The following is a 14,388-nucleotide window of genomic DNA, read 5'->3' on the forward strand; positions in this document are numbered from 1 at the left end:
ATCGTAGAATGAATTACGCCCAACCAACGGCGCACTTACTACAATCGATTCGGGAGACAACACCATGCGACGCTGCAGCGCGGCATTCCTGATCCTTCCCCTCGTCATCGTCGGCGTGCTCGCCGGCTGCGGCGGCTCCGACGACGATCAACCCGCCTATTCCAGCGCGCCGAAGATCATCATCGATTCGGACTTCAACACGATGGGCGACGACGGCCAGCTCTTCGCCATGTCCACGCAACTGATGGCCGAAGGCAAGGTCAATCTGCTCGGCCTGTGCGTCGTGACCGGTAATGACTGGCTCCTGCAAGAAGAGGCCGACGCGCTGAAGGCTGTCGAACGCATGGGCGTGCAGGACAGGATCGGCGTGTACGCCGGTGCAAATTACCCCTTGCAATACGACGTCGCGAGTATCCGCGCCCAGCAGAGCGCGAATCCGAACGGCTACTTCGGCGCATGGATGCGTCCCGAGCCGAGCACACAAGCGCAACTGACCGCGCCACCCGACGGCTTCGCAACATCCGCAAAGCTGCAGAGCCAGAGCGCCGCCGACTTCATCATCGACACGATCAAGCACTATCCGAACCAGGTGACGATCATCGAAGTCGGGCCGCCGACCAATCTCGCGACCGCCGTGCTAAAAGCGCCGGAGATCGTTCCACTCATCAAGGGCATTGTCTACATGGGCGGTGCGATGAACGTGCCGGGCAACGCAAACGCAGTCGGCGAACTGAACTGGTGGTTCGATCCGGTCGCCGTGCGAACGCTTTTACAAACGTCGATCCCGCAGAGGGTCATTCCGCTCGACGTCACCAACACCGTGCCATTGACGGAGTCGGTCTATAACCAGATCGTCAATCCGCCGACAGGACAGACGGCGGTGACGAAGGTCTATGCAATCGCGAACGCGGGCGCCTTCGCAACGAACACCGATATCTACGACACGCTGACGATCGGTTACTTCCTCGACCCGACCTACGCGACGCAGACGCAGAGCGCGTACCTCGATATCGATACGACGCCCGGCGAAGATCAGGGACACGTGAAGGTCTATCCGGATGCGCAGGCGGCGGGCGCATCACCGCAAAAGATCACCTACGTCACGCGCTACGATAACGATCGATTCTTCAAGTTCTATGTCGATCTCTTGACGCGGCCTGTCCCGGTGAAATTCCAGTAACGCCAAGGATCAGGCACCGCTGGTGCCTGATCAAACACATCAAACTTCGAGTTGCTCCAGCACCTTGCCTTTCGTCTCGATGCCCATGTAATGCACCGCGACCGCCGCAACCAGCGGCACCGCCGCGAGCGCATAGAACGCGATGTTCATATTCCCGCCCATCAACGTCTTGCCGACCAGCGCCGGCGCGAAGATCGCCGCGATCTTGAGCCATGCTCCACCGAGGCCGCAGCCGAACGCGCGAATGCTCGTCGGATAGAGCTCGGGCGTATAGACATACGCGGTGATGAAGCCGCACGCCATGAACCCGAGCGCGAGCGCACAGAAGGTCGCGACCACGTACACGGACTGCGTGACGCACACGCCCGCGCATACCAGCGACACCGCGCACAACACGAACGACCAGTTGATGACCGGCTTGCGCCCGACTTTATCGACGATCAACGCGCAGGTCAGCGAGCCGATCACGCCGAGCACGGACGCCGCCACCGCGAGATTCAGCGCGAGTTGCAGGGGCGTGTGATAGACGGTCTGGTAGATCGTAGGCAGCCATGTCGAAAGACCATACTGAAGCACGCCGCACGTCATCCACAGAAGCGCGACCGCAATCGTGCGCTTCAGATACGCCGGGCCGATCAGATCGAGGCGGCGGCGCTTCGGATGTCGGTTCGCCATCGCTTCGAAGTCGGCGAGATTGCCGAGCGGCGGCAACGGTTGCTTGACCGTCGCTTCGAATGCGGCGAGCGCATCGCCGGCTTCGCGCATGCGACCGCGTTCGCCGAGCCAGCGCGGCGATTCCGGCACCAGCACGCGCAACAGGAAGAACAGCACGAGCGGCACGCCGCCGATGAAGTACATCACTTCCCAGCCGAAGCGCGGCACGATCCACGCGCCGAGCGCATTCGACGCGAGCAGGCCGATCGGAAACACGATCTCATACAACAGCACGAAACGCCCGCGTCCGTGCGCGCGCGTGATCTCGTTGATATAAGTCGCCGCAACGGGCAACTCGCCGCCGAGCCCGAGTCCCTGCACGATCCGCAACGCGACGAACACCGCGAACGAAGGCGCGAAGCCACACGCAATGCTCGTGAGACCGATGATGCCCGAGCTCCACGCGATCGAGCGCACGCGCCCGAAGCGTTCCGCAAGCGACGGAAACAGGAACGCACCGATCAGTTGTCCGATCGATCCGGACGCGATCAAAAAGCCTACCTGTGCCGGCGTGAGTCCCCATTTCTGGATCAGCAACGGCAGCGTGGCCGCGATGACGATGACGTCGAAGCCATCGAAGAACGTCGCCGCGCCGATCAGGATACGCGCGCGCACCTGCATCGCGTTGGCGGGCAGCCTTTCGATGCGCGCGATGATCGATCCCTTCGTGACCGCGTGAGCGGCAGCGGCCGCGTCGGCGACGGTTGTCGCAGTGCCGCCGTGTTGGACGACTGTATTGCCCATGCTCCTCATGCCTGCTCCCGTCTGTGTGTTATGCGAGTGCTTTCGCCGTATCCGCGAGGGCCGCGATATCGACCGCGCGTCCCTGGCTCATCCATTTCTTCGCGACCTTGAGATCGCGCGTCGCGTTGATCGCGATGACGCCGCGCAATGCGTCGCCATCGAGGAAGAACAACGACGCGCGCCGTGCCTCCAGATCGCCGCGAACGATCGGCGTCGCGCCCGGCGGAATGTCGCCGAGAATCTGCAGGTTCACGTCGTACTGATCCGACCAGAACCATGGAATCTCCGCATACGGCGTGCGCGCGCCGAGCACCGCGCGCGCCGTCGCGATCGCCTGGTTCTGCGCGTTCGCCCACGATTCGAGGCGCACGCGGCGCTTCAGCCACGCGTTCGGATGATTGGCGACATCGCCGCAAGCGAACACATGTGCATCGTTCGTCGCGCCGAATTCATCGACGACGATGCCGTCGTTCACGTCGATGCCCGCGCGTTCCGCGATTGCCGTATGCGGCGCGAGGCCGATGCCCGCGACGGCGAAGTCGGCGTCGAGCGTCGTGCCGTCGGCGAGTTGCGCGCGCACGCCATTGCCGAAGTCTTCGAGCGATACGAGCGACGCGTTCAGCCGCACATCGACGCCGTTATCGCGATGCAGCTTCAGCAGAAAATCGGATACGCTTTCGGGCACCGAACGTCCGCACAGACGCGGCGCGCCTTCGATCACCGTCACGTCGACGCCGAGCTTCTTCGCGGTCGCCGCGACTTCGAGGCCGATCCATCCTCCGCCGATCACGACGAGACGCTTGCTATGGCTTTCGCGCAGACGCTTGCCGATCAACATCGCATCGTCGAGCGTGCGCAGATAGGCGAGGTGAGACGTTTTCACGAGCGCATCGGGAAGACGCCGCGCCGCGCCGCCCGTCGCGATGACGAGGCGGTCGTAATGCACTTCGCGTCCGCTCGCGGTGCGCACGATGCGTGCGTCGCGGTCGATCGATGCCGCGCATTCCGGCTGCCACGCTTCGACGTTCAATTCGGCGAACGCGTCGTTATCGACGATACGTACGGTGTCGATATCCGCTTCGCCCGCGAGCACCGCTTTAGACAGCGGCGGGCGTTCGTAGGGAAGATGGATTTCATCGGCGATCATCACGAGGCGGCCATCGAAGCCTTCCTTGCGGAGCGTCTTCACGATCCATCCGGCCGCCTGTCCGCCGCCGATCACCACGACTGTCTGAAGATCAGCCATTTTTACGCTCCGTCATGAAATTGCCTTCGGGCGCCTTCGCGTCTTTCTGGCGGCGCGTGTTGCCATCGAGACCGCCATCGACGGCCCATTCGGCGAACACGGTCGGACCTGGTTCGAATTCGCGCGGTTGCCACTCGGGCGTGAGCACGTCTTCATCGGCGTAATACTCGATGAGACCGCCCGCCGGATTCTTGAAGTACCAGAAGTACGCCGACGACACCGGATGACGTCCCGGTCCGAGTTGCGTGGTCCAGCCGCAGCGGCTGATATGCAGGCCGCCGCCGAACACTTCGTGGATATCGCGCACGGTGAACGCGACGTGATTCAGACCGCGCTTGCCATCGGGCAATTGCAGCAGGAACAGATCGTGATGACCGCCGTGCGGCGCGCAGCGCATGAACGCGCCGCGGCCCGGATAGCGGTCGGAGGTCTCGAAGCCGAGCAGCTCGTGATAGAACTTCTCCTGCTCCGCGACGCAGTTCGTGAAGAACACGACGTGTCCCACTTCGACCGGTTCGGCGCGTTCGTACACGGGACTCGGCGTATCGACGCGCAGCGTTTGTCCCCACACGTTCGAAGGCGAGCCTTTCACATCGATATCGCGCTTCTTCGTCACTTCGACGCGAATCGCCATGCCGTTCGGATCGATGCAGCCGACCGCGTCATCCGTTTCGATGTGACCGGGCTGACCCGCGAAACGTCCGCGCAGCGCATCGAGTTCGGCGCGCGTCGCGACGCCCCACGTCACTTCGCGCAGCGTCGGACCGCCTTCGAACGCGGGCGGGAGCGCGGGATCGTTCGCGAGCGCGAGCAGCACTTCGCAGCCGTTCAGCGTCTCGAAACGCGCGCGCGTTTCGTCGTGCGCGACTTCCTTCAGACCCCAGTCTGCGAAAAAGCGCCGGCACGTGTCGAGATCGGTCACGCCGTAGGTGATGCGTTCAATGCCAAGAATCGTCATGGCCACTCCTTCAGTTCGCCCAAGGCAGCGGGGCGTCGTTCAAGCCCCAGTACAGGCTCTTTTGCTGCATGTATTCGCGCAGGCCCAGGCGGCCTTTCTCGCGGCCCATGCCGCTGTCCTTCCAGCCGCCGAAGGGTGTGGAAATCGAAAACTGCTTGTACGTGTTGATCCAGACCGTGCCGGTGTTCAAAGCGCGCGCCGTGCTCCATGCGCGCTTGTAGTCGCGCGTCCAGATGCCGGCGGCAAGGCCGAACACGCTGTCGTTCGCCTGTGCGAGCAACGCGGCTTCGTCGTCGAAGGGCAGGGCGGCCAGCACCGGGCCGAAGATCTCTTCCTGGCACATGCGCGCATCGTTGGTGAGGCCTTCGATGATCGTCGGCAGAAAGAAGAAGCCTTTCTCGCGGCCCTCGCCGCTGGGACGTTCACCGCCGCACAGCAGCGTGCCGCCTTCGTCGAGACCGAGCGCGACGTAACGTTCGATGCTTTCGCGATGCTGCCCCGTGATGAGCGGGCCCATCTGCGTGTTCTCGCGCGTCGGATCGCCGACGCGCAGCTTGCGCGCGCCGTCGACGAGCCGCGCCATGAATTCGGCATACACGGTACGCTCGACGAACAGGCGCGATCCCGCGATGCACGATTCGCCCGACGAACTGAAGATGCCGTACAGCACGCCGTTGACCGCGTGATCGAGATCGGCGTCGGCATACACGATGGTCGGCGACTTGCCGCCGAGTTCGAGCGATACCGGCATCAGCTTTTCCGCGGCGAGTCGCGCGATGCCGCGACCGACTTCGGTGCCGCCCGTGAACGCGACCTTTTTCACGAGTGGGTGGCGCACGAGCGCATCGCCAATGACGGAGCCTTTGCCGGGCAGCACGCTGACGACGCCCTTCGGCACGCCCGCTTCCTCGCAGATGCGCGCAAGTGCGAGCGATGCGAGCGGCGTCACTTCAGCGGGCTTCAGCACGACCGCATTACCTGCGGCGAGCGCGGGCGCGAGCTTCTGCGCATCCGATGCGATCGGCGAGTTCCACGGCGTGATCGCAGCGATGACGCCGAGCGGCTCGTGCACGCTCATCGTCAGATAGTCGCCGCGCGAGGGCGTGAGTTCTTCTTCGAGCGTTTCGAGGCACGACGCGAAGTAGCGGAACGTGCTCGCCGCGCTCGCGACGAGCGCGCGCGTTTCGCTGATCGGCTTGCCGTTGTCGCGCCGCTGCAATTGCGCGAGCGCTTCGTGACGCGCTTCGATCAGATTCGCGATGCGATGCAGAATGGCGGCGCGCTGATGCGGCTTCAATCCGGCCCAATCGGCCTTCCTGTAAGCGCGATCCGCGATTTCGACGGCTTCGCGCGCATCGTCGGCGTTGGCCGTGCTGATCTCCGCGTTGACGCTTTGATCGGCGGGATAGATGCTCGCGTACTGATTGCCGCGCCCCTGGCGCCATTCGCCGCCGAGATAGATATCGCCGGACGTGACGAGCGAAGTGTCGGGATGATTCATTGTTCCTGAAGCTCCTTCAGATGACGCAGCGCGCGGCGCGATTGCGCAACGCACGTATCGCGCTGAACGCAGTGAGCGCGGATGTCTTGGGATTCGACGGCAACGGCTTGCCGCACATTTCGAGCGACATCTCGCCGAACGCGCCGCGCGCGACGATGCGATGCACGTTGCGCTCGACAGCCGGATCGGCGATCAGGCGCACACGCGTGCCGTCGAGACCGAGTCCGGCCAGCGCGATGGTCGCCGCGACGTTCGCGTTCTTCGGATAGAGCCGCGCGGCATCGCGTGCGGTCCCTTCGAAGATGACTCTTTCTTCGGTCAGCGACCGCAGATCGCAGACGTTCTCCGCGGGCGTGCCGAGCCAGCCGAGCGGCGGCTTGCGGCCGGTGTACTGCACGTCGTCGAGGCCGCCTTCTTTCGCTGCGGCGAGCGCATCGACGCCGCCGATCGCGCCGGACAGCAGCGTGATGGTGGCCGCGCCTTCATCGGCGGCACTGGAGAGCGCATCGAGCAGACCGGCTTCGGACAGCGCGCCGATCGACGCGACCGCGCAGTCCGTGCCCGACTTGAGCAAAGGCACGACATGATCGACGAGCGCCGCATGGCCCGCGCATTCGAGCGCGAACTCGGGATGACTCGCAAGCGCATCGACGTGCGACACGACATCGACGTCATCGCCGAGCACCGAGCGCACATGAGCGCGATCACGTTCCGGCACGATCACATGCGAGATGCGCACGAGCGGATCGCGATCGACTGCGCGAAACACCGCCGAGCCGATCGCGCCGAAGCCGATCATCGCGATGTCGATCGCATGCTGTGCATGACGGGGATCACGCATATTCCGGCTCCTTCGGCTCTTCCTTCTTCACCGGCGGTCCAGCGAACGCGGTCGCGAACGAGCCGACCGACAGCATGTCCACTTCGACGAGCACCGGACCGTCGATGGCGAGTCCTTCGCGCACGATGTCATCGGCCTGATCGAGCGACGTGATGCGGCGATGCGCGAGACCGAGGCTCGCGCAGAACTGCGCGAAATCCGGCTGATGCAGATCGACGAACATGCGGCGTCCGCCATATTGCGCGTCCTGAATGTTGCGGATCACGCCATAGCATTGATCATTCATCAGCACGATCATCACGTTCGCTTTTTCCTGCACGGCGGTGGCGAGTTCGCCGACGTTGACCATCAGACCGCCATCGCCGACGAGCGCGACGGTCTTCTTCGCCGCGCCCGAGAGCGCCGCGCCGATCGCCATCTGCATGCCCTGGCCGATGCCGCCGCCGAGCGCATGCACGCCCGCGCGCGGATTGAAGATCTTCAACAGGCGATTGCCCCACGTGCTGTTCGAGATCGTGACGTCGCGCACCCAGTTGTAGTCACGGCCGACCGCGCGTTGCAGCGAATCGACGAGGCGCTTGTACGGTCCCAGTCCCTTCGCTACTTCCGCGACCGCCGTTTCGCGCGCCGCGGCGAGCTCGCCCGCGAACGCCGGATCGACGCGGATGCGGCCTTCGAGCAGCGTCGCGAGTTCATCGAGCACGCGTGAGGCGTCGCCATGCACGAAGAGGTCATTGCGATAGCCACGGTTGTCGGCGAGCGCATCGGCGTCGACACGATAGAGCGGTTGCGGCAGCGCGAGCTTGTACTTGAGCGTTTCGTTGCCACGCAGACGCGAGCCGACGACCACCAGCGCATCGCAGGTCTTGTAGAACGCCTCGACCGACGGATGCACGTTGAACGCGCCGAGCGTCGCGGGATGATCTTCCGGCAGCACGCCGCGTCCTTGCACGCTCGTCACCACGCCGAAGCCGAGCTTCACCAGACGCTCGACCGCGCTCTTCGCATGACGCGTGCCGCCACCCAGCCACAGCAGCGGGCGCTTCGCGTTCGTCAGCGCATCGGCGAGTTGCTTCACGCGCAGGCTGTCATGCGTGAGCACACCGACATGCGGCGCTGCCAGATCGGCGGGCCATTCGATTTCTGCGGCCTGAATGTCGATCGGAATCTCGACGCTTACCGGACCCGCAGGCGCGGTCAGCGCGACGCGCACGGCTTCGCGGATCGTCGGCAACGCGGTGTCGACGGTACGCACGCGGAACGCGGCCTTCGAGATCGATTGCAGCATCGACAGTTGATCGGGCGCTTCATGGATATACGCGAGATCCTGATCGAGATATTCGGTTTCGATCTGGCCCGTGACATGCAGCAGCGCCGTGCCGGCGGTCAGGGCTTCGACCATCGCGCCGGCCGCGTTGCCGGCGGCAGTGCCCGTCGACGTGAACGCGACGCCGAGTTCGCCCGAGACCCGGGCGAGGCCATCGGCCATATTCAATGCGCCCGCTTCGCCACGCGCGCCGACATAGCGGATATTGCCGCGACGGCCGATCGCATCGAGGATCGGCATGTTGTGAATCGAGATCACGCCGAACGCCGTGCGTACACCGCATTGTTCGAGGAACGCGGCGATCAGTTCGCCGACCGTGGTTTTCTTAGACATGACGAGCAAAGCCTCCGGAAACATCGATATGGCTGCCGGTCGTGTACGACGACAGCGTTGTTGCGAGATAAAAGAGCGCCTGAGCCGCTTCTTCGGGCAAGCCGAAGCGGCCGAGCGGAATGTTTTTCTTGCGCGCGAGCTCGGCGGTCCATTGCTGCCAGCTCTGGCGCGGCTCTTGTGCTTGCTGGAAATAGTCCTGGTAGCGACGCTTCCACTGCCCCGATTCGACGATGCCGATCAGAATCGAATTCACGCGGATGCGTTGCGGCGCGAGTTCGGTTGCGAGCGATTTCACGAGGCTCAGCACGCCTGCTCGCGCCGATGAAGTCGCGACCATGTGCGGCTCCGGCTGCAACGCGAGCAGTGAGTTCACGCAGACGATCGCGGGCGATGGCGCATCCTTCAGCATCGGCAGAAAGGCGCGCGTCGGGCGGATGATGCTGAAGTACTTCAGCTCCAGTTCGTCGCGCCAGGCGTCGTCGGTGGTATCGGCGAAGGTGGACACGCGGCCTTGTCCCGCGTTGTTCACCAGCATGTCGACGCGGCCGAAGCGCTCTATCACGCGTGAGGCGAAGGCGTTCACCTGGCTCTCATCGAGCACATCGCAACGTGAAGCGAGCAATTGCGCTTGCGGGAATTCCTTCGCGAGCGCGGCGTGCGCGGCTTCGAGCCGTTCGCCGTTGCGTCCGCAAATGGCCACTGATGCGCCCGCTTGCAAAAACAAACGCGCCGTCGCGAAGCCGATGCCCGACGAACCGCCGGTCACGGCCGCAACTTGCCCTGAAAGATCGATCTGAATCATTGCAACCCCAGAGACTTCATATAGCGGCTCGACGCTGAAGCACGCGCGGCCGGACGATAGTTGAGACGCATGGAGAGCGCGTCGGCGGCTTCGCGAACTTTGTCGATGAGGCCGCTTTCGAGCAGCGCGGCGTCGATCTCGGGACGCGGGATCGTCGTCGTGATGACGGCGACGATGCGCCCCGTGTCGTTGCGAACCGGCGCGGTGACGACCGAAATGCCGCGCTCGAACGACGATTGACTCGTCGCATAGCCGCGTTCGGCGTCTTCCTTCACGCGTTCGTAAAGTTCTTCCACGGTTTCGGGCGTCGACTTCGTGAAGCGCTCCAGAGGTTGTTCCGGATAGAGCACGCGCAGTTCATCGAGCGAGAGATCGCCCATCAATACATGACCATGCGTGGTCGCATGCGCGGGCAGTCGCGTGCCGACGTTCACCTTCACCGAGCTGAAGATCGGCGCGTGACTCTGCGCCTTCGCGACGAACACGACGTCGCGGCCATCGCGAATGAGGATGTGACTCGTGAGGCCGGTCGCATCGCGCAACGCTTCGATGATCGGCAGGCCGAGATCGGTCAGTTCGAGCGAACTCAGGTATTCGAAGCCGAGACGCAGCACCGCGACGCCGAGGCGATAGTTGCGGTCCTTGTCCGCGCGTTCCAGAAAGCCGAGCGATTCGAGTGTCTGAAGCAGACGGAAAACCGTCGTGCGTGGAATGCCGAGACGCCGCGACAATTCGGGCGCGCCGAGCACGGGTTCGCGCGGCGAGAACTCGGTAAGAATCTTCAGTCCGCGTTCGAGGCCCGGCACGATATAAGTCGGCTCGCTCTTGTCGGCTTCTTCTGGGGCGAGTGATGTCATGGTGTTACTCCGTCGTTCATGTGACATTCGATGCCCTGGCAAAACGCATCGATCAGCGCCGTGTAGGCAGCGGGCGATTCGACATAGCCCGCATGTCCGGCACGCGGAATCACTTGCAGGCTGACGTGCGCGGCCTGCGCGATGGGTGCGCAAGCGTCGGGCGGCGTGATCGTGTCTTCTGCGCCCACCGCCACCGCGATACGTCCGTGAAAGCGCGCGATATCCGCTGCGAGATGCGCGTTCGCGAGCAGATGCGTCGCTTGCGCGTAGCCCTCGGGCACGATGCGCGCCATGTTCCAGCGCACCCATTCGCGTGCGGTTTCATCGGCGTATTGCGAGACCATGTTCGCGCTGCGTTCTTGCGCGAGTCGTTGCGGGCCGAGTTCGGCGAGCATCTTCAAACGTGCGTCGCGTCTGGACTCGCGCACGTCCTTCGATGCAGCGCCATAACCCGCCGCGGGAGATATCAGCAACAGGCCCGCGACGCGCTCGGGCATGTCGGCGGCGAACGAACCCGCGATGATCGCGCCCAGCGAATGACCGACGAGCACGCAGCGCGTGACGCCCAGCGCATCGAGCCACGCTGACAGTGCGATCGCGTAATCGCATGCCATCGGCGATTCACTCGTCACGCGAGTGGACGCGCCATATCCCGGCGCATCCCACGCGAGCACGCGACGCTTCGCACCGAGCACGTCGAGTTGCCGCACCCACGACGCCGCGCCCGAGCCGATCCCATGCAGCAACACGACGGGCAGGGTGCGCAGGTGCATTGCACCTGCTTCGCGATAACCCGTGATGCCGTGCGCGGTGTCGATCCGCATATCGGCGAACGAGGCGAGCGTCTCGATGTACATCGCAGCCTCAGCGCTTGAGATTCGCCAGCGGCGAATCCGGCGGATACGTCGGCGTGATCGGCTTCGATGCGCCGAGCATCACGCACATCAGCGCGTCTTCCTCGCCGATGTTGATCTCCGTGCGATACACGCCCGGCGGCACGGAGATGAGATCGCGCTCGCCGAGCACGGCTTCCCACGTTTGTCCGTCTTTCTCGCAGATCACTTTCATTTTGCCGCGCAACACGAAGAAAATTTCTTCGACGTCGATATGAATGTGGCTCGGCCCGATGTTGCCGGCGGGAATGACCATCGTCGAAAACGTGAAGCTGCCCGAGGGGACCGTGTTCATGTCCTTCGCGACGCCGGTGCCGCCCGTGCCGACATAGCGCATCTGCGCGCGGCGATATTTCGGGTCGTAGTCGGCCTGGAACTTGAGCGCGTCCCAGTCGTAGCGGCGCGTTTCGAGGCGCGCGACGCGCGAGTCCATCCATTGATCGAAGCTCGCGTCGGCGGGCTGGTCCCACGATTTGCGTTCGATGTCTGCATCGGCCATTGCCTTCTCCAGGTTATATGTAGAGCGAATCAATTCATCACGAAGCCGCCGTTCACCGGCAGCAACTGGCCCGTCACGAAACGCGCGGCGTCCGAGAGCAGGAACAGCGCGGGGCCGTTCACGTCGTCGGGCACTTGCGCGCGCGTCAGTGCGCGGCCTTTGAGGTAATACTCGTGCCGCTCGGCGGGCACGTAGGCGGTGGCTTCCACTTCGGTGAGGCCGGGCGCGATTGCGTTGACGGTCACGTTGCTCGTGCCGAACTCGCGGGCGAGCGAACGCGTCATCGCGATCACCGCGCCCTTGCTCGCGACATAGGCGAGCAGCTTCGGCGCGCCCCACAAGGCCGTATCCGATGCGATGTTCACGATCGCGCCGCGTCCCGACTCCTTCAGATGCGGCAGGCACGCGACGCTCATCAGCCACGCGCCGCGCACGTTGACGTTCATCACGGCATCCCACGTTTGCGGCGTGAGTTCATCGGCGGACTTGCCGCCCGAGTTCGTGATCGCTGCGTTGTTGATGAGGCCGTCGAGACCGCCCAGCGCTTTGACGCTTGCTTCGACAAACCCGGAGATGCTCTGCGGCTCATTCAGATCGAGCGGGAAGAAGTACGCATTCGGCAGTTCACGCGCGAGCGCTTCGCCTTCCGCATGCAGCACGTCGCCGAACGCGACGCGGGCGCCGCTCTCGACGAGCGCCTTCACGAACGCCGCTCCGAGTCCGCGAGCGCCGCCGGTCACGAGCACGCGGCGGCCGTTGAGCGCATTCGACGCATCACGCATGAGCGTGCTCCGTGTTCTTCGGCAGCGCTTCGAGCGCGGCGAGATGCTGTTGCGCGCGCTGCTTCAGCATACGACGCACACGCGTCATGCCGACATCGTGCTGATAGAGGAATTCGTGATTGCGCGCGTTCGGCGCGAGGCTTTCGAGCACGTAGCGGTCTTGCTCCAGCACGGCCCAGTGCAGCCCTTCGAGACGATTGCGATACAGGAAGCGCCATGCATCGCGCTGCCAGCCGGACACCTTGCGCGTGCGCCAGAAATAGACCTGGCAATTGTCTTCATCGACGGGCGTCGCGAAGCCGATGATCCCGAAGTTGCCGCCCGGACCGAACTTCTTCTTGTACGGAATCGCGAGACGCATCCACAGGCAGCCGGTTTCGCCGAGCTCGACCCAATCGAAGTTCACGTCGCGCTGATTGACCTTCTCGAACATCAGACCGGTATCGGTCTTGCGCACGCGCATGTCCGCCTGCTTGTCGCCTTCGGCCATCGAGTGCGATGTCGCGTGCAGATACGCGCCGTGCATCGGGTCCATCACGTTGTCGATCGCGTACTGGTAATTGCACTTCCAGTGCGACATGCACAGGAAGCTCGCGTATTCGTCGCCGACGAGCTCTTCCGGCAGCACGAGCGGCGCGGGTTCCTTGTTGGCGTCATCGCCGAACCAGAGGAAGATCGCGCCCGCGTGTTCTTCGACGGGATACGACTTCACGCACTTCTGGCCTTCGAGCGGACACGCCGACACGGCGGGCACTTTCTGCACGGTGCCGCTGCCGTCAATTTCGATGCCGTGATACCAGCACGCGACGCTGCCGCCGAGGTTCCAGCCGAGCGACAGACGCGCGCCGCGATGCGGGCAGCGGTCTTCGAGCGCGTGCACTTTGCCTTCGTGGTCGCGCCAGAGCACGATCTGATCGCCGAGGCGCGTCAGGCCGATGGGCGCATTCGCCACTTGCCAGCTCGGCGCGACGGGATACCAGTAGTTGCGCAAGCCGCGATCGAGATAAGCCTGAACGGGATCGGCGGCGATCCTTGTGGATTGCTGAGGGGACGTCATGGGGAAGTGCTCCTTCTTTATTCAGCGAGCGTGCGAAGTTCGGCGGCGAGACGGTCGGCGGTCCATGCGGTGCCTTCCGGCGTGCGGAAGCCGTCCTTGTTCAAGCCCGCGACCACTTGCTCCAGTTCCAGCGCGCCCGCTTCGAAGACGCGTTCGAGCGCATCGCCGAAGTCGTTTTCGTATTGCGTCGGCTCGGCACGGCGCGTCTGCCAGATGAAGTTTTCGGTTTCACCCGGCTTCTCGATCACGCCTTTGCCCGCGACGTTGTTCGGCTGCGGCGCGAGCCACGGCTTGAGATTCGGGTTGAAGTTCACGACTTTTTCCATGTCACGCCACCTTGATCTGGATTTCTTCGCCGGCAAGGCGCACCGAATACGTCTTCAGGTCGCGGCCGCCGGGCTCTTTCAGGCATTTGCCCGTGGGGATGTGAAACACCGCTTCATGCAGCGGGCATTCGACGGTGTCGCCATCGACGAAACCCTGCGTCAGCAATGCATATGCGTGCGGGCAGACGTTCTCGAGCGCGTACAGCTCGTCGCCCACTTTGTAGATACCGATTTCCGCGCCGTCATCGAGCTTGAATTCGATCGGTGCGTCCTCCGACAGATCGCCGGCATGCCCGGCGCAGCGCCATTGTTCAGACATCTTTCACCC

At 63.8% G+C, this 14,388-nt stretch carries 15 protein-coding genes; 1 reads left to right on the forward strand and 14 read right to left on the reverse strand.

All coding sequences use genetic code 11. The features are described 5' to 3' along the window. The first annotated feature begins 64 nt into the window (after positions 1–64). The gene (locus tag BTHE68_RS27580) at positions 65–1,180 is read left to right on the forward strand and encodes a nucleoside hydrolase (protein ID WP_162069483.1); all 1,116 of its coding nucleotides are present in this window, start codon (positions 65–67) and stop codon (positions 1,178–1,180) included. Positions 1,181–1,219: 39 nt separating this feature from the next. Here BTHE68_RS27580 and BTHE68_RS27585 read toward each other — a convergent pair whose 3' ends face one another. From BTHE68_RS27585 to BTHE68_RS27650, 14 genes are read right to left on the reverse strand one after another with little or no spacing between them, the layout of a single operon-like run. Next, positions 1,220–2,647 (reverse strand): MFS transporter, encoded by a 1,428-nt coding sequence (locus BTHE68_RS27585; RefSeq protein ID WP_502710609.1) that lies wholly within the window; start codon positions 2,645–2,647, stop codon positions 1,220–1,222. Positions 2,648–2,666: 19 nt separating this feature from the next. Next, entirely contained in the window at positions 2,667–3,884 is a 1,218-nt protein-coding gene (locus tag BTHE68_RS27590; RefSeq protein ID WP_162069485.1) for an NAD(P)/FAD-dependent oxidoreductase, read from the reverse strand. Beyond that, positions 3,877–4,842: a VOC family protein gene (locus BTHE68_RS27595; RefSeq protein WP_162069486.1), complete on the reverse strand. Its 966-nt coding sequence runs from the start codon at positions 4,840–4,842 to the stop codon at positions 3,877–3,879. Before BTHE68_RS27595 ends, BTHE68_RS27590 begins: the two co-directional genes overlap by 8 nt. Before the next feature lie 10 nt (positions 4,843–4,852). Beyond that, entirely contained in the window at positions 4,853–6,343 is a 1,491-nt protein-coding gene (locus BTHE68_RS27600; RefSeq protein WP_162069487.1) for an aldehyde dehydrogenase, read from the reverse strand. Positions 6,344–6,359: 16 nt separating this feature from the next. Continuing rightward, complete coding sequence (locus BTHE68_RS27605) at positions 6,360–7,184, reverse strand: aspartate dehydrogenase (RefSeq protein ID WP_162069488.1); 825 nt, start codon at positions 7,182–7,184, stop codon at positions 6,360–6,362. Beyond that, a complete protein-coding gene (locus tag BTHE68_RS27610) occupies positions 7,177–8,844 on the reverse strand; it encodes a thiamine pyrophosphate-binding protein (RefSeq protein WP_162069489.1) in 1,668 nt (555 codons plus the stop codon). The genes BTHE68_RS27605 and BTHE68_RS27610 overlap by 8 nt, the downstream gene beginning before the upstream one ends. Then, a complete protein-coding gene (locus BTHE68_RS27615) occupies positions 8,837–9,646 on the reverse strand; it encodes an SDR family oxidoreductase (protein WP_162069490.1) in 810 nt (269 codons plus the stop codon). The genes BTHE68_RS27610 and BTHE68_RS27615 overlap by 8 nt, the downstream gene beginning before the upstream one ends. Then, positions 9,643–10,503: an IclR family transcriptional regulator gene (locus BTHE68_RS27620; RefSeq protein ID WP_162069491.1), complete on the reverse strand. Its 861-nt coding sequence runs from the start codon at positions 10,501–10,503 to the stop codon at positions 9,643–9,645. The genes BTHE68_RS27615 and BTHE68_RS27620 overlap by 4 nt, the downstream gene beginning before the upstream one ends. Continuing rightward, entirely contained in the window at positions 10,500–11,360 is an 861-nt protein-coding gene (locus tag BTHE68_RS27625; RefSeq protein ID WP_162069492.1) for an alpha/beta fold hydrolase, read from the reverse strand. The genes BTHE68_RS27620 and BTHE68_RS27625 overlap by 4 nt, the downstream gene beginning before the upstream one ends. 7 nt (positions 11,361–11,367) lie before the next feature. Beyond that, a complete protein-coding gene (locus BTHE68_RS27630; protein WP_162069493.1) occupies positions 11,368–11,895 on the reverse strand; it encodes a cupin domain-containing protein in 528 nt (175 codons plus the stop codon). A gap of 29 nt (positions 11,896–11,924) precedes the next feature. Beyond that, entirely contained in the window at positions 11,925–12,677 is a 753-nt protein-coding gene (locus tag BTHE68_RS27635) for an SDR family oxidoreductase (protein WP_162069494.1), read from the reverse strand. Continuing rightward, a complete protein-coding gene (locus tag BTHE68_RS27640; protein ID WP_162069495.1) occupies positions 12,670–13,734 on the reverse strand; it encodes an aromatic ring-hydroxylating dioxygenase subunit alpha in 1,065 nt (354 codons plus the stop codon). The genes BTHE68_RS27635 and BTHE68_RS27640 overlap by 8 nt, the downstream gene beginning before the upstream one ends. 17 nt (positions 13,735–13,751) lie before the next feature. Next, positions 13,752–14,060, reverse strand: a complete 309-nt coding sequence (locus tag BTHE68_RS27645) for a recombinase-like helix-turn-helix domain-containing protein (RefSeq protein ID WP_061177006.1) — start codon at positions 14,058–14,060, stop codon at positions 13,752–13,754. Position 14,061: 1 nt separating this feature from the next. Further along, positions 14,062–14,379, reverse strand: coding sequence for a non-heme iron oxygenase ferredoxin subunit (locus BTHE68_RS27650; protein ID WP_035500201.1), 318 nt, complete (start codon positions 14,377–14,379; stop codon positions 14,062–14,064). Between the last annotated feature and the right edge of the window lie 9 nt (positions 14,380–14,388).

Origin of the sequence: Burkholderia sp. THE68, assembly GCF_009938265.1 — a bacterium.
Lineage (GTDB): Bacteria > Pseudomonadota > Gammaproteobacteria > Burkholderiales > Burkholderiaceae > Caballeronia.